We start from the raw sequence: 23,420 nt of genomic DNA, 5'->3' as shown, positions 1-23,420 counted from the left end.
CGCCGGCGGGGACCATGCTGACACGCAAACAATTCGAACTGCTTCGCTTCATCCAGGAACGCCTGCGCGAAACGGGCGTGCCCCCCTCCTTCGACGAGATGAAGGATGCGCTCGACCTGCGCTCCAAATCCGGCATCCACCGCCTGATCATGGCGCTCGAGGAGCGCGGCTTCATCCGGCGCCTTCCCAACCGGGCCCGGGCGCTGGAGATCATCAAGCTGCCCGACGGAGTCGGCGGCCCCCAGACGACGCGGGGGCGCTTCAACCCGTCGGTGGTCCAGGGCGGCCTCGGCAAGGTCCGGCCGCTGGCAACCGCGCCGGAGGAAGACGTGCGCGCGACCGTGGCGATCCCGGTCATGGGCCGTATCGCCGCCGGCACGCCGATCTCCGCCATCCAGAGCCGCAGCCATAGCGTCGCCCTGCCTGCCGATATGCTTGGCGCCGGCGAGCATTTCGCGCTCGAGGTCCGCGGCGATTCGATGGTGGAGGCCGGCATCCTCGATGGCGATACGGTGGTGATCCGGCGCCAGGACACGGCCAATACCGGCGACATCATCGTGGCCCTGATCGACGAGGAGGAAGCGACGCTGAAGCGGCTGCGCAAGCGCGGCTCCTCGATCGCGCTCGAGGCCGCCAATCCGGCCTATGAGACCCGGGTTCTCGGACCAGACCGGGTCAAGATCCAGGGCCGTCTCGTCAATCTGATGCGGCGTTACTGAAGCGGCTCCATTTCGTCCGCGACGACGGTCGGCTGGGCTGACGGCGCTGCAGGTAACGCTGGCCGCGTCGCGGCAGGTCGCGCGGATTTGCGGCTCCAGGGCCGGTCGGAACCGACCTGCTCCGAGAGATGCGCGCGCCAGCCGCCTGCATGGCTGGTCAGGGCGGTCGCGCCGTCACGGGCGAGCGTCATGCGGTCGATCAGTTTTGCGTCGCAGGGCGCCGTCCAGGGGATCGGCGTGATGACGAGGTCGGCGCGGCGGCAATCTTCGGCCAGCGCCAACCTGTCCTTGGCATAGGCGATGCTGCGGCCGTCCCGGGCGCGGATGACACAGCCCCATTCGTCGCAAGCCGCACCGCTGCGTAACGTCCCATCGTCCGGCTGGCGACTATCGCCGTCGGCGTTCAGCCATTGCTGCAGGACGAAGCGGCTCGGCCGCCCGGCCAGGATCAGCCGCTCGTCAGCGCCCCGGACCAGGATGCCGGAGCCGTCGCGTTCGATCAGGATATCGGGGCGCTGCGGCTTGGCGGCGACCGTGAGCCCCGCGACCAGCGGGACTGCCGCCAGGAAGCGCAAGGGCGTGGTCCAGAGCGTCACCCAGAGCAGCGTCACCGCGAAACAGACGAGCGCGGCGGAGCCAAAGGCCGGGATGATGATCGACGAGTGATCGAAACCCGCGACCCAATGCGCCAGCTTCAGGACGAGGTCGGACGCCAGTCCCATCAAGGCCCAGGCCGGCCAGTCGAGCCCGAACGGATAGGCGAGCACGCCGAAGACGGCCGCCGGCATCACGATCAGCGAGACGAAGGGCAAGGCGAGCGCGTTTCCGAGCAGACCGAAGGGGTTGAAGGTCTGGAAATGATAGGCGCCGAAGGGCGCGGTGGCGGCTGTGGCGAGCAAGGTCGTGACCGTGATGCCGATCGCGCCGAGCCAGATCGGCCGGATCGGCCAGGGCAGGTTCACGGGAGGCTCGGTCCGCCGCCTCTCCTCCCAGCGCTCGGCGAAGGCGATCAGCGCCGCGACCGCGCCGAAGGACATCTGGAAGCTCGGGCCCAGCAGCGCGTCCGGCTCGCGCAGCAGCACGATCATCGCGGCGAGCGCGAGATTGCGCATGCTCAGTGCCGGACGGTCGACAAGGATCGCACCGAGCATGACGAGCGTCATGATCAGGGACCGCACGGTCGCGACCTCCGCCCCCGAGAAGACGCAATAGCTGACTGCGCCGAGCATGGCGGCGACCGCCGCGAGCTTCTTCACGGGCCAGCGCAAGGCCAGCGTCTGCGACAGGGCCAGCAGCGAGCGGACCAGCCAGAAGATCGTGCCGGCCGCGAGCACCATGTGCAGGCCGGAGATCGAGACGATGTGGTAGATGCCGGCGGCGCGAAGGTCCGCATTGGTCGCCTCGGTGATGAGGCCGCGCTTGCCGGTCACCAGGGCGGCCGCCATCGCGCCCGCCTGCCCTCCCCCGATGCCGGCGATGCGCTCGGTCAGGGCGTTGCGCGCGCGGTCGATCAGCGTGCGCATCCGCAGCTCCAGAGGCGGTGGCCAGGGCGGCGGCGCGAGCGTGATCGTGCCCGGGATGGTGCCGACCGCGCCGAGGCCGCGAAAGAAGGCGTCGCGGCCGAAATCGTAGCCGCCAGGGCGTGCCGGGCCCGGCGGCGGCAGCAAACGTGCGGCGGCGGCGATGTGATCGCCCGGCGCGACCGATCCGCCGCGGATGTTGACGCGAACGCGCCGCGGCAAACGATCGGCTTCGAGCCCGGCGATGCCGGTCACCAGCACGACCAGCCTGGCGCCCGCGTCGCGGGTCTCGACCGATTCGACGAAGCCGGAGAGCTGGCCGACACGAACCCGGTCCAGCATCGGCGCCGCGATCGTGGCCGTGCGCCAGACCGCCGCGCCAAAGCCTGCGAAGACCGCCGTGATGCCGATGCAGGCCAGCCATGCGGCTCGCCGTTGCCGCAGCAACACGGCCAGCCCGGCAAAAACGAGAAAACCGGCGAGCGGCGCCCAGAGCGCCGGCTCGCTGTCGGCCGCGAAATAGAGCAGGATGCCGATACCCATCAGCACCGGCAGCCAGAGGAAAAGCCGCCTGCGGCCGGCCTCCGTCGCAGCGGCGGCGGCGGCCTTGCTGCGCCAGTCGGCCAGCAGGAGCGCGGCGGCGGCCCTCGGAAAACGCAGCCGATGCGGCCGCAGCGGCAGGGCGCGCGTGCGCCCGCCACGTGGCGGTCCCAATTCTGGCGGCGCGCTGCGCATCCGCCGTCCCCCCGAGGGCTGCCCGCCGGCCATGATCTAACGCTTAACGCCGGCCCCGCAGCCATGTTACAGGGGCCGCGCCGGTTGTCATCCGCCGCCCCGGCGTCGATCCTCATGCCGCGCTGCCGGCCTTGTCGTTACCGTTCTGCTGGAGCCTGCCTTTCATGAGTGATGCGGTCGTCACACGCTTCGCCCCGTCGCCAACCGGTTTCCTGCATATTGGCGGCGCGCGCACGGCACTGTTCAACTGGCTTTATGCGCGCCGGCATGGCGGCAAGATGCTGCTGCGCATTGAGGACACCGATCGCGAGCGCTCGACCGAGCCTGCGATCGCCGCGATCCTCGATGGGCTGAGCTGGCTCGGCCTCGATTGGGACGGCGAGACGGTCTACCAGTATGCGCGCGCCGAGCGGCATCGCGAGGTCGCGAACCAGATGCTCGCGGCCGGCAAGGCCTATCACTGCTACGCCACGCCGCAGGAGCTCGAGGAGATGCGCGAGAAGGCTCGCGCCGAGGGCCGGCCGATGCGCTATGACGGGCGCTGGCGCGACCGCGATCCCGCGACGGCGCCAGCCGGGGTGAAGCCGGTGATCCGGCTGCGTGCGCAGCAGACCGGCGAGACGGTGGTCGAGGACGAGGTCCAGGGCCGCGTCGTCTGGCAGAACGAGAATCTCGACGATCTCGTCCTGCTGCGCTCGGACGGCAACCCGACCTATATGCTCGCCGTCGTCGTCGACGACCATGACATGGGCGTCACCCACGTCATTCGCGGCGACGACCACCTCACCAATGCGGCGCGGCAGACGCAGATCTATCAGGCGATGGGCTGGCACGTGCCGAGCATGTCGCATATCCCGCTGATCCACGGCGCCGATGGCGCCAAGCTCTCGAAGCGCCATGGTGCGCTCGGCGTCGATGCCTATCGCGCCTTGGGCTATCTGCCGGTGGCCCTGCGCAATTACCTGTTGCGGCTGGGCTGGAGCCATGGCGACCAGGAGATCTTCTCCCCCGAGGAGATGATCGCGCTGTTCAACCTCTCCTCGATCGGGCGCTCGCCGGCCCGCTTCGATTACGCCAAGCTCGAGAGCCTGAACGGGCATTACATGCGCCAGGCCGACGATCGCGACCTGCTTGCAGCGCTGAAGACGATCCTGCCCGAGATCGGGCCGGTCCATGGCCTGGGCCCGACGCTGGACCCGGCGCTCGAAGCCAGGCTGCTGGCCGCGATGCCGGGCCTGAAGGAGCGCGCCAAGACGCTGGTCGAGCTGCTCGACAGCGCCTCCTATCTTTTTGCCAAGCGGCCTTTGGCGCTCGATCCCAAGGCGGCCTCGCTGCTCGACGCCGCCGCCCGCCAACGCCTGCCCGATCTGAGCGCCAAGCTCGCCGCCGTGAACGATTGGACGCCGGGGCCGCTGGAAGCGGCGGTCAGGGCCTTCGCCGAGGAGCAGGCGTTGAAGCTCGGGCAGGTGGCGCAACCCCTGCGCGCGGCGCTGACGGGCCGCGCCATGTCGCCCGGCCTGTTCGATGTGATGGCGGTTCTCGGCCGCGAGGAGACGCTTGCGCGCCTGGTCGATCAAACGTGATCCGGAGCGGGTCGGACCGTCTTTGTGATCGGTTGAACCGCCTCGGCAAATGAGCTAGTGACGCCGCATGCCACGGGCGGCGAAATCGACGCCCTGGGCATAAATATTGCTTGAATATCAGTTGGATGAGCCCGCCAGACATTTCCCGACATCCGCCTGGCCCGTCATGGGAGCGTCATGCTCCGGTCTTCCGATGGGAAGCGTGCCAGGTATGCCGGTTTCGAGCGCATGCAACTGATCAGCAGCGAGCCTGAAAGGATCGATATCGATGAGCGGAACCAACAGCCAGCTGAATGTCGACGGCAAGACCGTCGACATGACGGTCAAGACCGGATCGATCGGCCCTTCCGTCATCGATATCAGCAAGCTCTACGCACAGACCGGGATGTTCACCTATGACCCCGGCTTCACCTCGACCGCGAGCTGCGAGTCCGAGATCACTTATATCGACGGCGACGAGGGTGTTCTGCTCTATCGCGGCTATCCGATCGAGCAGCTTGCCGAGCACGGCGACTTCCTGGAGACCTGCTACCTGCTGCTCTATGGCGAGCTGCCGACAGCCGCGCAGAAGGCGGATTTCGACTATCGCGTGACGCGCCACACCATGGTGCATGAGCAGATGGCCCGCTTCTTCCAGGGCTTCCGGCGGGATGCGCACCCGATGGCCGTCATGGTCGGCTCGATCGGCGCGATGTCGGCCTTCTATCACGACTCGACCGACATCTCGGATCCGCACCAGCGCATGGTCGCCTCGATGCGGATGGTCGCCAAGATGCCGACGCTCGCGGCGATGGCCTTCAAGTACACGATCGGCCAGCCCTTCGTGTATCCGCTGAACTCGCTCGACTACACCTCGAACTTCCTGCGCATGTGCTTCGCGGTGCCGGCCGAGGAGTACAAGGTCAACCCGGTGCTCTCGCGCGCGCTCGACCGCATCTTCATCCTGCATGCCGACCACGAGCAGAACGCCTCGACCTCGACGGTCAGGCTTGCCGGCTCGTCGGGCGCCAATCCCTTCGCCTGCATCGCGGCCGGCGCGGCCTGCCTGTGGGGGCCGGCCCATGGCGGCGCCAACGAGGCGGCGCTGAAGATGCTGGAGGAGATCGGATCGGTCGAGAACATCCCGAAATACATCGCCAAGGCGAAGGACAAGAACGATCCCTTCCGCCTGATGGGCTTCGGCCACCGCGTCTACAAGAACTACGACCCGCGCGCCAAGATCATGCAGAAGACCACGCATGAGGTGCTGAACGAGCTCGGCATCAAGGACGACCCGCTGCTCGACGTCGCGATCGAGCTCGAGCGCATCGCGCTCAGCGACAGCTACTTCATCGAGAAGAAGCTCTACCCGAACATCGATTTCTATTCGGGCATCACCCTCAAGGCGATGGGCTTCCCGACCTCGATGTTCACCGCGCTCTTCGCGCTGGCCCGGACCGTCGGCTGGATCGCGCAGTGGAAGGAGATGATCGAGGATCCGTCCCAGCGCATCGGCCGCCCGCGCCAGCTCTATACCGGCGCGCCGAAGCGCGACTACACGCCGATCGGCCGGCGCTGAACCGGCGGCGGATTCACGAATGACCAGACGGCGGGCATCAGGCCCGCCGTTTTCGTTTCAGGGAAGGTTGACGCCCTTTTCGGCAAGAAGCGCGAGAGCGGCATCGACCGCATTGGCGGCCGGGCTGGCCCCGGCCGCGCGCATGTCCGCCTCGACCTCCAAGAAACCAGCAAGCTGGGCCTCGCGCGCCGGGCTGTTCGGCAGCAGCGCCAGGACCGATCGCGCGAGCGCGTCGGCGGTGGCGGTTTCCTGGATGAATTCCGGCACGAGACTGCGACCGAGGATCAGGTTGGGCAGGATCACGCTCGGCAGTTTGACGAGCCGCCTGGCGATCGCGGCCTCCCAGTTTGCGCCGCGATAGGCCGCGACGGTCGGGACCTGAGAGAGAGCGAGTTCGAGCGTCACCGTGCCCGAGGCGGCAAGCGCGGCGCGGGCCGTACGGAAGGAGGCAAGCTTTCCTGCCTCACCTTCGATCAGTTCGGGCTTCACGGGCCATGCAGCCGCCGCCGCCGCGATCAGATCGCGCAAATGGGAGACCGCCGGCAGCAGAAAGCGTGCGCCGGGCGCAGCCTGGGCGATCAGCCCGGCCGCCTCGCCGAAGACCGGCATCAAATGGTTGATCTCGGAGCGTCGGCTGCCCGGAAGGATCAGGATATCGGGCGTCGCCGCGTCGGCGCGCTTTGCAGCCTCGGCGCTATCGGGCCTGAGCTCGGCCAGCCGCTCGATCAGAGGATGGCCGACATACACCGTCTTCGGCCCATGCAGCCGCTCCAGGGCGGCAGGCTCGAAAGGCAGCAGCGCCAGGATGCGATCGACATGCGGCGCCATGCGGCGGGCGCGGCCGGAACGCCAGGCCCAGACGCTCGGGCAGACCCAATGAACGATCGGAATCGTCGGAGCCCTTCTCCTGACCTTCTGCGCCACGCGCAAGGTGAAGTCCGGGCTGTCGATCGTCAGCAACAGATCGGGAGCGAAGGCGGCGACACCCTTCGCCGCATCGTTCATACGCCGCAGCAGCAGCGGCAGCCGCGCCAGCACGGGGCCGAAACCCATCACCGCGATGTCCGATTGCGGAAAGAACGGCTTCAGGCCCTGCTCGATCAGTCCGTGCCCGCCGACGCCGACGATCTCGAGAGGGCGTCCCTGCAGGCGCTGGCGCAACACGGTCAGGAAGCGCAGGGCCAGCGCATCGCCCGATGCCTCGCCTGCAATGAGAGCGAGGCGGAACGGCCGGCTCACGGCACGCCCTCGACAAAGAGGCCGAGCTCGTCGGCGAGCGCACCCAGGCGCCCGGAATCGCCGACGAGGACATTGCCGGCCCGCAGCACCACGCCGGAAAGCCCCGCGCCGGCCACATGCCTCAACGTATCGGGACCGATTGCCGGCATGTCGACCCGCAGGTCCTGGCCTTGCTTGGGCGCCTTGACCAGGACGCCGTCGCCCTTGTCGAACTTGAGCCGCCCCCGGGCGACGAGATCGGCGACGCGTGCGATCATCGCATCGGTCCCCTCCGCCGCCTCGATCGCGACGATACGGTGGTCGGCAACGATCGCAGCCTGCCCGACATCGAAAGGCGACAAGGCCTCCAGCAAGGAAAAACCGCGGCTGATCGCGTCGCGCGCCGCCTCGGTCGCCTTGCGCCGGCCCAGCGGGCCAAGCGGCGCCGTCAGCTCCGGCGCGATCTCGGCGGGGCCATGCACGCGAAAACCCTGCCCCTCGAAGAACTGGACGACGCCCTTGAGCAGATGATCGTCGCCACCGCGGAACGCGCGGGCGAAATGCGGCAAGTATTTCAGCGTCGACGGCTCGGGCATCAGCGAACCGAAGCTCGGCCGCGGCAGCGCGCCGATCATGACGATGTCCGCGATCTGGCGCCGCTTCAGTTCGTTGAGCAGTCGTCCGAGCTGACCGAGCCGATAGGCATGCGACGAGTCCAGGCCGAAATCGGCAGGCGCGGCCGCGCCCTCGATCGCAGCGACATAGACCTTATGGCCTCGATCCGCAGCGAGCCGGGCCAGGCGGGGCGGGTACTCCCCGCCCCCGGCAATGATGGCAAGGGAGAACGCGGCAGCAGCGCTTTCAGGACCGGGGTTCACCGGTCCGGCGCGTTGACATCGCGGGGTATGCAGATCGCCCGATCGCCGCCGGTGCGGATGAAATCGAGGATCTCCAGCATCAGCGGATGCGAGGCGAACTCGCTCGCGACATCCTCGACCCGCTCGGCCAAGGTGCCCTCGTCGGCGAAAAGCAGGCGATAGGCGCGGCGCAGCTCGTGGATCTGCTCGCGCGAGAAACCGCGCCGCTTCAGCCCCACCAGGTTCAGGCCGGCGAGATGCGCCGGATTGTCCCGCACCATGCCGAAGGGGATGACGTCGTTCATCACCCCTGCCCCGCCGCCGATGAAGGCGTGCTCGCCGATGCGGACGAACTGGTGCAGGCCGGTCCCGCCGCTGACGATCACGTAGTCGCCGACCTTCACATGGCCGGCGCTCATGACGTTGTTCGAGAAGATGACGCTGTTGCCGATCTGGTTGTCGTGCGCGACATGCGAATTGGCGAGGAACAGGCAGCGATCGCCGATGACGGTCTTCATGCCGCCACCCTCGGTCCCCGGGTTCATCGTGACGCCTTCACGGATCATGCAGTCGGCGCCGATCGTCAGGGTCGAGGGCTCGCCGCGATATTTCAGGTCCTGCGGCGGATGGCCGATCGAGGCGAACGGATAGATCTTGGTTCGGGCGCCGATCGTGGTGCGTCCGGCGATCGCAACATGGCTGAGCAGCTCGACACCGTCGCCAAGAACGACATTGGCGTCGACGGTGCAGAACGGTCCAATGACGACGCCATCGCCCAACCGTGCGGCAGGGTCGACGACAGACATCGGGTGGATAGTCGCGGTCATGAATGATCAGTCCTGATTTCGATGGAACGCGACCGGCTCACATCACCATGGCGGAAAGCTCGGCCTCGGCGACCAGAGTGCCGTCGACGCGTGCCTCTCCGCGGTAGAACCAGATATTGCGCTTGCGCGCGATCTTGGTGAGATGGAAGCGCAAGGTGTCGCCCGGGATCACCGGCTTGCGGAACTTGGCCTTGTCGATCGTGGTGAACAGCACCGTGCTGACCGCGAGCTCTTCGGAGCCCCGCGCGCTGACGACGAGGACGCCCGCCGTCTGCGCCATCGCCTCGATCATCAGCACGCCCGGGAACACTGGCCGATCGGGAAAATGCCCCGTGAACTGCGGTTCGTTGGCGGTGACGTTCTTGATGCCGATCCCGGATTCGTCGCCGTTCATCTCGACGACGCGATCGACGAGGAGAAAGGGATAGCGGTGCGGAATGCAGGCCATGATCTTCTGGATATCGGCCACGCCCAGCGATGTCGTCGCGTCGCTCATGCTCTCCCGCCTCCCATGCAGATCGGCGGGAGCCGCCTGCAGAATCTATCGATCAAACCCACGCCGCAACAACACGTTACGGACGTTTGGCCAAACAATTGTCGTCGCCATGTCCGTTTGCCGGAAATCACGGCAGGCGATCAAGAGAATTCGACATACCGGCCCGGTCTTGCCGGCGTTCAGGAGTCCGAGCTGCCCGACGGCTTGCCGCGCTTGGCGACCAGCGACTTGAGAAGCGCGCTTTCCCGCGCCCAGCTCAAGGCCGGTTGCGCCGGATAGCCGCCATAGCGCGCGCCGCGAGGGATATCGCCCGCGACACCGCTTTGCGCCGCGACCTGCGCGCCCATGCCGACCGTCAGATGGCCCGCAAGCCCGACCTGCCCGCCAAGCACGACGAAATCCTCCAGCGTCGTGGAGCCGGCGATCCCGACCTGCGAGACGATGACGCAGTGGCGGCCGATGACGCAGTTATGGCCGATCTGGACCAGGTTATCGATCTTGGTGCCTTCGCCGATCACGGTATCGCGGCTGGCTCCGCGGTCGATGCAGCTATTGGCGCCGATCTCGACATCGTCCTGAATGATGACGCGCCCGATCTGCGGCACCTTCATATGGCCTTTCGGGCTCATCGCGAAGCCGAAGCCGTCCTGCCCGATCCGGACGCCCGGATGAATGATCACCCGGTTGCCGATTAGGGTCGACTGCAAGGTGCTTCCCGCCCCGATCGCGCAATCACGCCCGATCCGGACCTGAGGGCCGATCACGGCATGAGCCGCGATCACCGTGCCGGAACCGATTTCGGCCCCCGGGCCAATCACGGCGCCGGGATCGACGGTGACATTGGCTTCCAGCCGCGCGGTCGCGTGAACGATGGCGCCGGGCGCGACGCCCTGCGCTCCAAACACGGAGCCGGGCTTCAGAGCATCGGGAAAGAAGCGGGAGAGCACTCTGGCGAAGGCGTGATAGGGCGCCGGCGAGACCAGGGCGATGGTTGGCTCTGGAACGCGCGCAGCGAAACGCGCCGAGACCAGGCACAGGCCGGCCGAGGTCCTGGCCAGGGCGTCGGTATATTTCGGGTTGTCCATATAGGCGATATCGCCCGGCCCCGCCGCCTCGAGCGCCGCAGCACCCGTGACCAGGCGGGCCGGATCGACACCATCCGGAAGCGACACGCCTGAAATGGCTGCGACCTCGCCAAAGCTCAGCGAGGTCGCGATCGGAAAGAACTGGGGGTCTGACATGCACAAAGTCCGGTGCGGGGCGTCGCCGCCCCGCCGCGTCAGAAGCGGGCGCCGCCGGAGAAGCGGAAGGCCTGCAGGCGGTCGCCACCGTACTTGCCGGAGATGCCCGTCGCGGGATTGGTGCCCCACTGCCCCTTGTCCCGGGTCAAGGCATAGGCGTAATCGAACCGGATCGGTCCGAGCGGCGACTGCCAGAGCAAGCTGACGCCGACCGACGAGCGGATCATGTTCTTGTCGCGGACGCAGGCGACGTTGCCCTGATACTGAGTCTGAGACGGATCAAGGGCGACGTTGAACTGGCGCGCCTCGGAGCCGGCCGGGCAACCCGAGAAGGCACCCGTGATACCCTTCGAGCCACCGTCATAGTTGAACAGCGTGCCCGCATCGGCGAAGACCGCACCACGCAGACCGAGATCGCGCGGCAGGCCCCAGAGCGGGAACTGCACCTCGAGCGTACCGCCGAAATAGGTGGTGCCGCCGAGCGCGTTGGCCGTCGGGTCGTTCAGCACGTCGCGCGGACCGAGGCCGGACGGCGCGAAACCACGCACCAGGCTCGGGCCGAGGAAGTAGTGGTCGATCATGCGCAGGTCACCGCTGGTCGCCTGGACGTGACCGCCCTGGACCCGGACGAAACCGACGACATCGTCGAAGATCTCGCGATAATAGCGGGCGTCCGCCGAGACGCGCAGGAACTTCGAGTCGCCGCCGACACCTGCGAATTCCGGCTTCAGCTCCGCAATGAAGCCGTTGCGCGGGTTCTGGTAGTTGTCGAGCGAGTTGTAGTTGAAGTTCACGCCGACCAGCGAGGTCAGGGTCGTGCCGGCGGCTTCCTTCACCGCGATCGACGCTTCGCCGTTGCTCAAGCAGTTGAATCCGGTCGTCGATGCCGGCAGGGCCCCGTCCGTGCCCGGCGTGATGCCGGTGATCGGGCGGGTACAGTCGTTATAGGGCCGCGAGATCGTGTTCGGGATCTCGATCTCGGTCGAGTAGATCGAATAGCGCGGCGTGATCGAGAACTCTTCCGTGATCGGGAAGGTGAAACGCACCTGTCCGCCGGTCACGCGGCTCTCGAAGCGGCCGGTATTGTAGTTCTCGTTGAACTTCGAGAACAGGTCGAAGCCGGCAGCGATGCGGTGGCCGAGGAAATAGGGCTCGGTGAAGGAGAAGTCGATGCCCTGCGTCCGCTGGCCGAGCGTGCCGGCGATCTTCACGAACTGGCCGCGGCCGAGGAAGTTCGATTCCGACAGCGAGACCTCGCCGATCATGCCGTCGGAGGTCGAATAGCCGCCGGCGATCGAGAACGAGCCGGTCGCCTTGTCCTCGACATCGATATTGACGATCACCCGGTCCGGCGCGCTGCCCGGCTCGTTGGTGATGCGGACCTTGTTGAAGAAGCCGAGATTGTTCAGGCGGCGCTCGGCGCGGTCGACCAGGACCTTGTTATAGGCGTCGCCCTCGCCGAGATCGAGCTCGCGGCGCACGACATAATCGCGGGTGCGGTTGTTGCCGCGGACATTGATGCGCTCGACATAGACCCGCGGGCCTTCGTCGACGACATAGGTGATGCCGATCTGCTGGCCCGCACCGTCGCGGTCGCCGCGCGGGCGGACCTGGGCGAAGGGATGGCCGCGGCGCGCGACCTCGGTGGTCAGGTTGACGAGCGACCTCTCGACCGCCTCGGCATTGTAGGTATCACCGGCCGAGGTGACGATCATCCGCTCGAGCGCGCCCGGCTCGATGTCGCCAAGCTGCGAATCGACGGCAACGTTGCCGACCTTGTATTGCGGCCCCTCATCCACCGCGACGTCGATGACCCAGCCGCTCTGCGCCTCGTCGAAGCGCGCGTCGCTCGCGACGATCCTGAAATCGGCATAGCCGTTCTTCAGATAGTAGCGGCGGATCAGCTCGAGGTCGGACGCGATGCGATCCGGATCATAGACGTCAGAGGTCTTGATGAAGCTGAGGAAATTCGACTCGGTCGAGGTCATCAGGCCGCGCAGGCGCGACGCGGAGTAGACCCCGTTGCCGGTGAAGTTGATTTGCTTGATGCCGGTCTTGCCGCTTTCGACGATGGTGAAGACCACGTCCGAGCGACCGTTCGGCAGCGGCGCGATACGGCCGGAGATGGAGGCAGCACCGTAGCCCGAGCGGCGATAGGTTTCCTTCAGCCGCTGCACGTCGGAATCGATCAGCTGCTGGCTGAGCGGGCCGCGCGCCTTCGACTCGACCTGCTGCAGCAGGACCTCGCTCTTGAGGCGCTTGTTGCCCTCAAAGGCGACACGATTGATCGTGTCGTTCTCCTGGACCGAAATCACGGTCTGGCTGCCGCGGCGGTTGACCTGGACGTTCGAGAACAGTCCGGTCGCCAGCAGGCTCTGCCGGATCTCCTGCGGGCCGCCTTGCGTTGCGTAGGAGCGGATGGTCTCCGCATCGACGTGACGGTTGCCTTGGACAATCACGGCCTGCGCAAAAACAACGCCACCGCTTACGGCCAACATGAAGGCCGAAAGTCCGACTGATCGAGAGAGCCGCGTTTTGAAAGACCGGCTCTTTTGGGTCGACGTCATCGGGTCGCCTATTCCATTTCGTAGGTCACCACCCCGAACGGGGGCCCCTGCTTTTGCGCAGGTGCATGGCGACATTGCAGACCAATCGCTTCTACAAAGTTTCCTGCGAGGTGCAAACGGACATTGTCGTTAACGAATTATTTTTAACCGCGTCGTTGCCAGGAGGCCACGCGTGCACCGTTGCTGCCGCGAATCAGGATATTCTGCGCGAAACTGGGCCAAAAGCGCTACTTCGACCCGCTATTTCTGCGTCATGCCGGCTGCGCTAAAGCAGCGAACGGACATGGACGAGGTCGTTCCAGGTGACAAAAAGCATGAGCATGAGCACCAGCCCGAGACCGACGCGGAAGCCGATTTCCTGGGCGCGCTCGCTCAGGGGCCGGCCACGGAGCGCCTCGATCGCGTAGAACATGAGGTGCCCGCCATCCAGCATCGGCACGGGCAGCAGATTCATCAGCCCGATCGAGACCGAGAGAATCGCCGCGAGGTTGATCAGCGCCAGGACGCCGCCGCTCGACGCGACCATTCCCGACACCTGCGCGATCCGGATCGGACCCGAAAGCTGGTCGGTCGATTCCCGGCCGCTGACCAGCTTGGACAGGTAGTCATAGGTCCGCTCGACGACGAACCATGTCTCGGAGAAACCGACCTTGACCGCCTCGCCGAAACCGAAATGCTGCGTCGTCCAGTCCTCGGCCTTGCGCGACGCCTGGACCCCGACGACGCCGATGCGCTGCTTGCCCAGGGCCGACGACGTTTCGACAAGGTCGGGCGTGACGGGAAGGACCAGCGTGCTGCCCGCCCGGTCGACCGAGACGGAGAGGGTTTCGTTCGGCCGCGTCGAGATCGCGCGCTGCATGTCGCCGAAACTGCGGATCGAGCTGCCGTCGATCGAGAGAACCAGGTCCCCGGCGCGCAGGCCGGCTCGCTCTGCGGCGCTGCCGACGACCACCTGATCGATCCGCGGGGTCAGGATCGGGCGTCCGAAGGTGTAGACGGTGCCGGCGAAGATCAGGATCGCCAGCAGGAAATTGGCGATCGGACCGGCGGCCACGATCGCGGCACGCTCGCCGATCGACTGGGCCGGGAAGGAACGCGCGCGCTGTTCGGGCGTCATGCGCGCGACTTCACTGTTGTCCGGGGTGCTCGAGGCGTCGGCGTCGCCCGAGAATTTCACGTAGCCGCCGAGCGGGATGAGAGCGAAGCGCCAGCGCGTGCCGTGGCGGTCCTCGAAGCCGAAGAGCTCGCGGCCGAAGCCGATCGAAAACACCTTCACGTCGACGCCGCACCAGCGGCCGACGAGGAAGTGGCCGAGCTCATGCACGAAGACCACGATGGTCAGGACAAACAGGAACGGCACCAGATAGCCGAGCAGGAAGCTGCCCGAGTTCCAGATGGTTGCTGCGATATCCATAAATTTCTCCCGATCCCTCCCCTCTAGGTGACAGCGAAGCGGCCCTGGGACAAGAGCAGGCGGGCGCGCTTTCTCGTCTCATGGTCAATGGCGAGGGCGGCGTCGATATCGGCAGGCGCCGCACGCCCTGACGCAGAGGCGTCGCAGATCGTCTCGACCAGCGCCGCGATGCCGGGAAAGCCGATCCGCCCGGCAAGGAAGGCCTCGACTGCGACCTCGTTGGCCGCATTGAGAATGGCGGGCATCGCCCCGCCCGCGGCCAGCGCGGCCATGGCCAATCCAAGAGCCGGGAAACGGCCAAGATCCGGCTTTTCGAAGGAGAGCGGCGCCACGGCGGCAAGATCGAGGAAGCGTCCGGCGGGCGCGTCGAGCCTGCCATCGACGCCGAGACAATGCGCCGCCGCCACCCGCATGTCCGGCACGGCCATGCCGGCGCTGACCGAACCGTCGCGGAAGGTCACGAGCCCGTGCACGATCTGCTGGGGATGGACCAGGACATCGAGCTGATCCGGCGCGAGCCCGAACAGGAAGCAGGCCTCGATCAGCTCCAGCCCCTTGTTCATCAAGCCGGCGGAGTCGATGGTGATCTTGGCGCCCATCGCATAATTCGGATGGGCCAGGGCCTGTTCCGGCGTGGCGGCAGCGATCCGCTCGGCCGACCAGGTCCGGAACGGTCCGCCCGACGCCGTCAGCGTCATCTTGCGAATCGCCGAGATCGGCTCCGATCCGAGCACCTGGAAGAGAGCGTTATGCTCGGAATCGAGCGGCAGGATCCTGGCGCCGACAGCTTGCGCGCGCGCCATCACGGCGGCGCCGGCGCAAACCAGGCTCTCCTTGTTCGCGAGCGCGATCACACGGCCGGGCGTCAGGGCCGCAAAGGTGGCTTCAAGGCCGGCGGCGCCGGAAATGGCGCTGACGACGATGTCGCTCGGCATGGCGACCGCTTCGAACACCGCCTGCCGCCCGGCTCCCGAGCGGATGCCGTGCCCCGCGAGCGCCTGCGCCAGTGCGGGTCCGCCCGCCTCGTCGGCAAGGGCGGCGAAGCTCGCCCCGGTCTCGATCGCGACCTGCGCCAGCCCCTCGGCATCGCGGCCGCCCACGACGACGCCGATCCTCAGATGATCGGGGTTCTCCGCGACGACATCGCGCGTCGAGCGGCCGATGGAGCCGGTCGCTCCGAGCAGGGTAACCAGACGGCGCATGACCTCGTCAGAACTCCAGCCGCGCCAGGAACAGGGCCGCACCGACGAAAACCAGTACGGCCCAATAGCCGTCAAGACGATCGAAAAAGCCGCCATGGCCCGGGATCAGCTGGCTCGAATCCTTCGCACCAAAACGACGTTTCATCGCAGATTCAAACAGATCGCCGGCCTGGCTGACAACGGAAGCGAAGAAGGAGGCAGCGACCACCACCAGCGGACCGACAATGTTCGCCGCCCCCGGCGTCAACGCCCAGACCGCATATCCGCCAAGCGTGCCGGCGGCTGCCCCGCCAAGCGCGCCGGACCAGGTCTTCTTCGGGCTGATCGACGGCATCAGCTTCGGCCCGCCAAGCGCGCGGCCAGCAAAATAGGCGGCGATATCGGTGAGCCAGGCGACCGCAAAGGTCCAGATGATGAGAGCGAGGCCCAACTCGGGCCAAGCGCGCAAGGATGGCGGGATCACCGCGAAGGCGAGCGCATAGACGATGCCGCCGATCTCGAGCCAGCAGCGCTGCTTGAGACGCGCCATCAGCACCGCTCCGATGAAGGCCGCGAAAGCGGACACCCCGGCGAGCGCAGTCGCGCTGACCGGCGCCAGACCGAGCGCGAGGCCTGCCAGCGCCACGCCGATACCGGCAGGCACGGCGTTGCGGCGGCTCACCATCGCCAGCCACTCATAGGCGACCAGCCCCGCGGCCAGCGCCCAGACCAGCCTGAAAGGCCAGCCGCCGACGAGCGTCGTGACGAGAACGGCCGCGGCAAGGACCAGCGCGGACAGGACACGCAGCTTGAGTTCGCTCGGACCGGCCGTCGGGCCGCCGGGAGGATGATCGCTCACGCCACGCCCACATTGCGGGCGGACGATTCCGCCAGCCCACCGAAGCGGCGCTCGCGGCGGCGATATTCCGCCAGCGCCTCCTCGAGCGCAGCGCGATCGAAATCAGGCCAGAGCACCGGCGTAAAGACGAACTCGGCATAGGCCGCCTGCCAGAGCAGGAAATTCGAGATCCGGGTCTCGCCGGAGGTCCGGATCACCAGTTCCGGGTCGGGCAGGTCGCCGGTATCGAGACGCAGCGAGAAGCTGCTCTCGTCGATCGAGGCCGGGCTGATGCGGCCGGCGGCAACGTCGGCTGCGAGTTGGCGGGCAGTGCGGACGATCTCGTCACGCGAACCGTAGTTGAACGCGACGACGAGGATCATGCCGGTATTGCCGCGCGTGGCGGCTTCAGCATGCTCGACCAGGCGGAGCAGGTCCGGCGCAAGATCCTCCCGCCCGCCGATGACACGAACGCGCACATTTGCGGCGCTGAGCTCGGCGAGGTCCTTCTCGACGAAATGCCGGAGCAGCGTCATCAGGAATGAGACTTCGGCGGCCGGCCGGCGCCAGTTCTCGGTCGAGAAACTGTAGAGGGTCAGGACCTCGATGCCGAGGTCGGCGGCGTTCTTGACGGTGCGGCGCAAGGCCTCCAGCCCGCGCCGGTGGCCTTCATGGCGCGGCAGGCCGCGCAGCTGCGCCCAGCGCCCGTTGCCGTCCATGATCACCGCGACATGGGAGGGTATCTCGGCGCGTTCCCCCGGACGCTGGCCTACTGACATTGTCGTGCCTCTTTCGGCGTTGCGTCCCATGATCGCCGGCGCTCGACCGCCAGACGGCGATCAAACGTGCAGGATTTCCTTTTCCTTGGCCGCCAGCGCCTGGTCGATCTCCGCGATATGCTGATCCGTCACCTTCTGGACCTGGTCGGACTCGCGCGTCACGTCGTCCTTGGTGAGGTGGCCGTCCTTCTCGAGCTTCTTGACGAGATCGAGGCCGTCGCGGCGGACATGGCGCACGGCGATCTTGGATTCCTCGGCATATTTATGCGCGACCTTGACCATCTCCTTGCGGCGCTGCTCGTTCAGCTCCGGAATCCGGATGCGCAGCACTTGGCCTTCCGTTTGCGGATTGAGGCCGAGATCGGATTCGCGGATCGCCTTTTCCACCGCCTGGACCATGCTGCGGTCCCAGACCTGGACGCTGAGCAGGCGCGCTTCCGGAACGCTCACGGTTGCGAGCTGGTTCAGCGGCGTGCGCGCACCATAAGCCTCGACCTGGATCGGATCGAGGACGTTGGCCGAGGCGCGGCCAGTGCGCAGGGAGGCGAGATCGCCCCTGAAGGACTGCACCGCCCCCTGCATCCGACGCTTCAGGTCGGAGATATCGAACGTCGTCTGGGCCATCGTAGTCAAGACCTTGCAGATAATCGAAAACCGGGCGCGACCATGGCCGCCGCCCCGCCCAGGGTCAAGGATTTCATCCTGTCTGCAGCGCGTTTCGCCGTGGTCAAGCCAAGGTTGCCCCTTATAGCGCTTTTCCACGCCGGTGCTCATCCCCCTCCGAATGACTGCAATGCCGAAGCTGAACCGCATCATCGAGACCGCGCTTTACGTCGACGATCTGGAGCGCGCGCGCGCGTTCTACGAGAACGTCCTGGGCCTGCAGTCGGTACTCACGACCCGGACCCTGTTCGCCTATGACGTCGGCGGCGCAAGCGTGCTGCTGCTCTTCAAGCGCGGGGAATCGCTGCAGACGCAGAGGTCGCCGACCGGGAGCATCCCGCCGCATGACGGCTCCGGGCCGCTCCATATCGCCTTCGCCATCGACACGGAGGCCCTGCCCGGTTGGGAGGAGACCCTGGCCAGGCACGACGTCACGATCGAAGGGCGCATGAGCTGGGACCGCGGCGGGACGAGCCTCTATTTCCGCGATCCCGATGGCCACTTGCTGGAATTGATGACGCCGGGCGTCTGGCGGACCTACTGAGCCCTCGTCAGGGCGTCACATAGGTCGCCCTGCCCTCGCCGCGCAGCACGGCGGCCAAGGCACCCGCCTCGGCGATCGAGAACACCACGATCGTCAGGCCGGCATCACGCGCCAGCGCGAAGGCCGCCGTATCCATTACCTTGAGATCGTGCCTGATCGCCTCGGCATGAGTCAGGCGCTCGTAGCGCGTCGCGGTCGGATCCTTCTTGGGATCGGCGGTATAGACGCCGTCGACCTGCGTCGCCTTCAGCAATTGCTCGCAATCGAGCTCCGCCGCCCGCAGCGCCGCGCCGGTGTCGGTGGTGAAATAGGGATTGCCGGTGCCGCCGCCGAGAATCACGACCTTGCCGTTGCTGAGATGATCAAGCGCGCGGCGCCTGGCATAGCTTTCGCAGAGCGACGGCATCGGCACCGCCGACATGGCGCGGGCCGGAGCGCCGGCGGTCTCGATCGCATGTTCGAGCGCGAGCGCGTTCATCACCGTACCCAGCATGCCGATCGAATCGGCGCTGGGGCGATCCAGGCCCTTGTTCAGACCCTGCAGGCCGCGGAAGAAATTGCCGCCACCGACGACGATGGCGATCTCCACGCCTTCATGCGAGGCCTTGGCGATATCGGCGGCCAGGGCCGTCAAGGTCGCGCCGTCGAGGCCGGATCCTGCTTGTCCTGCAAGAGCTTCGCCGGAGAGCTTCACAAGAACGCGTTTGGGTCTCACCGGCTTTTCTCCGCTGTCAGCGCCTGATGCCGAGCGTACGAAATGGCTTTCGGATGGCATCAGGCTCTCGTTCATTGGTGAGAGGCGGATTCACGCTTCAGGTCAAGCTGACGCTAGAGCAGGATGCGAAAAAGTGGGAACCGGTTTTTCGCATTGATCCTGCTCTAACATATTAGTGAGAGCCGGCTCCCGACGGCGCGAATCGGCACCAACACCATTTTCATACAAAAAAGGCCGCGCTGGGCGCGGCCTTTTTCGATCTCTATCAACGGGTTTTCAGCCGGCCGTGCCGCCTGCCGCAGCGACTTCGGCCGCGAAGTCCGTCTCTTCCTTCTCGATGCCCTCGCCGAGCGCGAAGCGGGCGAAGCCGGTGAGCTTGACGGGAGCGCCGACCTTGCCCTCGATCTCCTTCAGCACCTGCGCGACCGACTTCGAGCCGTCATGGATATAGGCCTGCTCGAGCAGGCAATATTCCTTGGCATAGCTCTTCAGGCCGCTCTCGGTGATCTTCTCGAGCACATGGGCGGGCTTGCCGGCGTTCTTCTCGGCCAGGATCGCCTTCTCACGCTCCAGGATCGCCGGATCGACCGAAGCGAGGTCGAGCGCGACGGGATTGGTCGCCGCGACATGCATCGCGAGCTGGCGGCCGAGCGCAGCGAGCTCCTCGCCCTTGCCGGTCGACTCGAGGCCGACGATGACGCCGATCTTGCCGAGCCCGTCGGCGACCGCGCCATGCACGTACTGGCCGATGAAGCCGGACGAGACCTTGACGTCGGCGACGCGGCGCAGGGTCATGTTCTCGCCGATCGTGGCGATAGCGTTGGCGATGGCGTCGGCCACCGTGCCGCCGCCGGGATAGTGATGGGCGAGCAGCGCCTCGACATCGCCGCCGCGCTCGAGAGCGACATCGGCGATGGTGCGCGCAAGCGCCTGGAACTCGAGGTTGCGCGCGACGAAGTCGGTCTCGGAATTGACTTCGACGACGACGCCGCGATTGCCGGACACCGCCGCGGCGACAAGGCCCTCGGCGGCGACGCGGCCGGCCTTCTTGGCGGCCTTGGCGAGGCCCTTGGTGCGCAGCCAGTCGATGGCGGCCTCGATATTGCCGTCGGTCGCGCTGAGCGCGGTCTTGCAGTCCATCATGCCCGCGCCGGTCTTGTCGCGGAGTTCCTTCACCATGCCGGCGGTGATCGCAGCCATTTCTCGTTCCTTGCTGTCATGTGCCGGGCCTGCGGGGACACGCTGGCAATCGACGGCACGTCTTTCGATGTCGTTGCACGCCACGGCGTGACGGGGAAACGCCGACGCTCCGTTTCCGGCCGTCGGCGCTGACTTCACTCAGATTCCGACGACGCGCGAATGACGCGTCGCAGCCGGGCTCAGGCCTCGGCGAGATCGCGCGCCTGGGCCACCCAGCCGTCGCGCTCGATGCGGCCGGCGAGCTTCAGGTCGGCATCGACCTTGGCGATGTCGGCGGGCGACATCGCGGCGAACTGCCAGAAATGGAACAGGCCGCCGTCATTGAGCTTCTGGACCAGTTCCGGGCCCATGCCGCTCAGCTTCATCAGGTCGTCCGGCGCGCCGCGCGGCGCGGTCAGGAGCTCGAAGACCGGGCCGGCATCATTGGCCGGCTCGGCGGCGACGACTTCCTCGACCACCGGGGCCTCGGCGGCGCCGAGATCGACGCCGGTGTCGCCCGAGGCGCGCGAGATGCCGTCGATGGCCGAGCGCGCGATCAGGTCGCAATAGAGCGCGATGGCGCGGCCGGCGTCGTCATTGGCCGGGACCGGGAAGGTGATGCCGTCCGGATCCGAGTTCGAATCGACGATTGCCGCGACCGGGATGCCGAGGCGCTGAGCCTCCTTGATCGCGAGCGCTTCCTTGTTGGTGTCGATCACGAAGATCATGTCGGGCGTGCCGCCCATGTCCTTGATGCCGCCGAGCGCCTTCTCGAGCTTGTCGCGCTCGCGCGCCAGCATCAGGCGCTCCTTCTTGGTCAGGCCGGTGCCGCCGCCGGCGAGCAGCTCGTCGACCTTGCGCAGGCGCTGGATCGAAGCCGAGATGGTCTTCCAGTTGGTCAGCATGCCGCCGAGCCAGCGGGAGTTGACATAATACTGGGCCGAGCGCTTGGCGGCGTCAGCGATGGCGTCCTGCGCCTGGCGCTTGGTGCCGACGAAGAGCACGCGACCGCCGCGGGCGACGGTGTCGCTGACCGCCTGCAGGGCGCGCGACAGCATCGGCACCGACTGCGACAGGTCGAGAATGTGGATGTTGTTGCGCGTCCCGTAGATGAACGGCGACATCTTCGGGTTCCAGCGATGCGACTGGTGGCCGAAATGAGCGCCGGCCTCGAGCAACTGGCGCATGGAAAAATCTGGCAGAGCCATGGTTCTATCGTCCTTCCGGTTGAGCCTCTGGGGTGCGAATGAACGAGGCATAGGCTGCCAAGTCACCGGAACGCTTCGGGTTTGAAGCGATGCTCCCCATGTGGGATGGGCTGCGCCTTACATGGGATGGCGCAGGAATGCAAGGCGCCGCACGCCGCCAGGCGCAAAAGCTCAGGCGCGTCGGGCTGTGGACGGCGTATCGCCCTCCCCGAGATCCCACCACAGGCCGGCGAAGGCCGCCGTTCCCTCGCGTGCCAGGACGATCAGCAGATGCTCGTCGGGCCCATGCTGCTTGCAGCCGTTATAGCTGTGCTTGAACCACATCACCGGCAGGCGCAGATGCTCGACGAACATGTCGCTCGGCAGCCCACCGCCACCGCTCGGGATGATCTGGGTCGGACGGTCGAGCGTGCGGTCCATGCTGGCGAGCGTCCAGCGCACCCAGGGGTCACTCGGATCGGTGCGGCTGGCAGGCATGCCGACCCCGGCATTCTCGATCCGTACCTCCGGGAAGCCGGCCGCATCCAGGTGCGCGCGCAAAACCGGCTCGAACACGGCCGGGTCGCAATCGGCAGGATAGCGCAACTGGCAATGAGCGCGCGCACTCGGCGCCACGGCGTTCACCGGGTTTTCCGGCCGCCCCGAGGTCATGGCGACGACGATGAAGCTGGTCCAGCCAAAAACCTTCTCGGCCGCCGAGAGGCCAGGCTCGCCCCAGCCCGCGTCGATCGTCGCCGCATCGCTCTCGGCGCGCAGCACCAGGCCGTCGAGCGCCGCGCGGACGGGAGCGGGCAACCCCTGCGGCGGCAGCCAGCCGGGAACCAGGATCTGCCCGTTGCGGCCGGCAAGGGTCGAGATGGCATGGGCGAGCACGATCGCCGGATCCGTGGTGATCCCGCCCCAGTTGCCGGAATGCACGCCGCCCGGACGCAGGTCGAGCGCGAGCTCGAAATGGAACAGGCCGCGATTTCCGAGCGACAGGGTCGGCGTGTCGGTCGCGACGCGCGGCCCGTCGCTGCCGATCAGCACATCGGCGCGCAACGCATCGGCATGGGCCGCGATGAACTCGCGAAGGCCGGTCGAGCCGCGCTCCTCCGAGGTTTCGAGCAGCAGCTTGAGGTTGAAGCCGAGGCGCCCGCCCCGTTCGGCCAGGACGGCCTCCAGCGCGCAGAGGTTGATCGCGTGCTGGCCCTTGTTGTCGGCGGTTCCGCGCCCGTACCAGCGACCATCCTCCTCGATCAGGGTCCAGGGCTTGAGGCCCTTGCGCCACTGGTCGTCGAGCCCCGCGACGGTATCGCCATGGCCATAGGTCAGGATCGTCGGGCCGTCGCCTTCGATCCGCTCCGCAATGAGGATCGGGCCGAGGCCCGGCACGGGATTGGGGTGGATTTCCACCGCAAAACCCATCCGTTCCAGCCAGGGCTGGATGGCGTCGGCCAGATAGCGCTGGGTATCGGCCTCATGCGCGGGATCGAGCAGCGTGCTCGGGATCGCCACCAGTTCGGACAACCGGTCACGGAAGGCGCCGGAATCGAAGAACCCCAAAGCCCGCGCGATCGCGCCATCCCGTGTCGACAT

At 66.9% G+C, this 23,420-nt stretch carries 20 protein-coding genes; 4 read left to right on the top strand and 16 right to left on the bottom strand.

The window, feature by feature from the left end; translation table 11 throughout:
* Positions 1-14: 14 nt before the first annotated feature.
* Entirely contained in the window at positions 15-719 is a 705-nt protein-coding gene (gene lexA / locus ACTIF2_RS21030; protein WP_439499067.1) for a transcriptional repressor LexA, read from the top strand.
* Here lexA and ACTIF2_RS21025 read toward each other — a convergent pair.
* Complete coding sequence (locus tag ACTIF2_RS21025; protein WP_439499066.1) at positions 713-2,974, bottom strand: ComEC/Rec2 family competence protein; 2,262 nt, start codon at positions 2,972-2,974, stop codon at positions 713-715. The two genes, lexA and ACTIF2_RS21025, sit on opposite strands and share 7 nt — an antisense overlap.
* A 164-nt stretch (positions 2,975-3,138) precedes the next feature.
* On the opposite strand from ACTIF2_RS21025, the gene gltX reads away from it, so the two are divergent.
* Together gltX and gltA are read left to right on the top strand one after the other, a co-directional pair.
* Complete coding sequence (gltX, locus tag ACTIF2_RS21020) at positions 3,139-4,557, top strand: glutamate--tRNA ligase (RefSeq protein WP_439499065.1); 1,419 nt, start codon at positions 3,139-3,141, stop codon at positions 4,555-4,557.
* 268 nt (positions 4,558-4,825) lie between these two features.
* Entirely contained in the window at positions 4,826-6,115 is a 1,290-nt protein-coding gene (gltA, locus tag ACTIF2_RS21015; protein WP_439499064.1) for a citrate synthase, read from the top strand.
* A gap of 57 nt (positions 6,116-6,172) precedes the next feature.
* Here gltA and lpxB read toward each other — a convergent pair whose 3' ends face one another.
* The 11 genes from lpxB to frr all read right to left on the bottom strand — a co-directional run bounded on the left by lpxB (position 6,173) and on the right by frr (position 18,157).
* Positions 6,173-7,354 carry a lipid-A-disaccharide synthase gene (lpxB, locus tag ACTIF2_RS21010; RefSeq protein WP_439499063.1) on the bottom strand — a complete coding sequence of 394 codons (1,182 nt, stop codon included), beginning with the start codon at positions 7,352-7,354 and terminating at the stop codon, positions 6,173-6,175.
* Positions 7,351-8,211 (bottom strand): LpxI family protein, encoded by an 861-nt coding sequence (locus ACTIF2_RS21005; protein WP_439499062.1) that lies wholly within the window; start codon positions 8,209-8,211, stop codon positions 7,351-7,353. Before ACTIF2_RS21005 ends, lpxB begins: the two co-directional genes overlap by 4 nt.
* Entirely contained in the window at positions 8,208-9,017 is an 810-nt protein-coding gene (gene lpxA / locus ACTIF2_RS21000; RefSeq protein WP_439499061.1) for an acyl-ACP--UDP-N-acetylglucosamine O-acyltransferase, read from the bottom strand. Before lpxA ends, ACTIF2_RS21005 begins: the two co-directional genes overlap by 4 nt.
* A 37-nt stretch (positions 9,018-9,054) precedes the next feature.
* Positions 9,055-9,513, bottom strand: a complete 459-nt coding sequence (gene fabZ / locus ACTIF2_RS20995) for a 3-hydroxyacyl-ACP dehydratase FabZ (RefSeq protein WP_439499060.1) — start codon at positions 9,511-9,513, stop codon at positions 9,055-9,057.
* A 179-nt stretch (positions 9,514-9,692) separates the two neighbouring features.
* A complete protein-coding gene (gene lpxD, locus ACTIF2_RS20990) occupies positions 9,693-10,754 on the bottom strand; it encodes a UDP-3-O-(3-hydroxymyristoyl)glucosamine N-acyltransferase (RefSeq protein WP_439499059.1) in 1,062 nt (353 codons plus the stop codon).
* Positions 10,755-10,792: 38 nt separating this feature from the next.
* Positions 10,793-13,321 (bottom strand): outer membrane protein assembly factor BamA, encoded by a 2,529-nt coding sequence (bamA, locus tag ACTIF2_RS20985; RefSeq protein WP_439499058.1) that lies wholly within the window; start codon positions 13,319-13,321, stop codon positions 10,793-10,795.
* Between the two features lie 265 nt (positions 13,322-13,586).
* A complete protein-coding gene (gene rseP / locus ACTIF2_RS20980) occupies positions 13,587-14,735 on the bottom strand; it encodes an RIP metalloprotease RseP (RefSeq protein ID WP_439499057.1) in 1,149 nt (382 codons plus the stop codon).
* Positions 14,736-14,758: 23 nt separating this feature from the next.
* Positions 14,759-15,937, bottom strand: a complete 1,179-nt coding sequence (dxr, locus tag ACTIF2_RS20975) for a 1-deoxy-D-xylulose-5-phosphate reductoisomerase (RefSeq protein WP_439499056.1) — start codon at positions 15,935-15,937, stop codon at positions 14,759-14,761.
* Between the two features lie 7 nt (positions 15,938-15,944).
* Positions 15,945-16,775: a phosphatidate cytidylyltransferase gene (locus ACTIF2_RS20970; protein ID WP_439499055.1), complete on the bottom strand. Its 831-nt coding sequence runs from the start codon at positions 16,773-16,775 to the stop codon at positions 15,945-15,947.
* Positions 16,772-17,533 (bottom strand): isoprenyl transferase, encoded by a 762-nt coding sequence (locus ACTIF2_RS20965; protein ID WP_439499054.1) that lies wholly within the window; start codon positions 17,531-17,533, stop codon positions 16,772-16,774. The genes ACTIF2_RS20970 and ACTIF2_RS20965 overlap by 4 nt, the downstream gene beginning before the upstream one ends.
* A gap of 60 nt (positions 17,534-17,593) precedes the next feature.
* Positions 17,594-18,157 (bottom strand): ribosome recycling factor, encoded by a 564-nt coding sequence (gene frr, locus ACTIF2_RS20960; RefSeq protein WP_439499079.1) that lies wholly within the window; start codon positions 18,155-18,157, stop codon positions 17,594-17,596.
* A 169-nt stretch (positions 18,158-18,326) separates the two neighbouring features.
* On the opposite strand from frr, the gene ACTIF2_RS20955 reads away from it, so the two are divergent.
* On the top strand, positions 18,327-18,740 hold the full coding sequence (locus ACTIF2_RS20955) for a VOC family protein (protein WP_439499053.1): 414 nt from the start codon (positions 18,327-18,329) through the stop codon (positions 18,738-18,740).
* A gap of 7 nt (positions 18,741-18,747) precedes the next feature.
* Here ACTIF2_RS20955 and pyrH read toward each other — a convergent pair whose 3' ends face one another.
* The 4 genes from pyrH to ACTIF2_RS20935 form a co-directional block, all read right to left on the bottom strand.
* On the bottom strand, positions 18,748-19,455 hold the full coding sequence (gene pyrH, locus ACTIF2_RS20950) for a UMP kinase (protein WP_439499052.1): 708 nt from the start codon (positions 19,453-19,455) through the stop codon (positions 18,748-18,750).
* Positions 19,456-19,731: 276 nt separating this feature from the next.
* Entirely contained in the window at positions 19,732-20,655 is a 924-nt protein-coding gene (tsf, locus tag ACTIF2_RS20945; protein ID WP_439499051.1) for a translation elongation factor Ts, read from the bottom strand.
* Positions 20,656-20,834: 179 nt separating this feature from the next.
* On the bottom strand, positions 20,835-21,842 hold the full coding sequence (locus ACTIF2_RS20940; protein WP_439499050.1) for a 30S ribosomal protein S2: 1,008 nt from the start codon (positions 21,840-21,842) through the stop codon (positions 20,835-20,837).
* Between the two features lie 171 nt (positions 21,843-22,013).
* A complete protein-coding gene (locus tag ACTIF2_RS20935; RefSeq protein WP_439499049.1) occupies positions 22,014-23,420 on the bottom strand; it encodes a M20/M25/M40 family metallo-hydrolase in 1,407 nt (468 codons plus the stop codon).

This window comes from Allobosea sp., assembly GCF_051860145.1.
In the GTDB taxonomy this organism is placed as follows: Bacteria; Pseudomonadota; Alphaproteobacteria; order Rhizobiales; family Beijerinckiaceae; genus Allobosea.
Note: the sequence above shows the minus strand (reverse complement) of the source record. Positions and strands in the feature narration are given on the sequence as shown.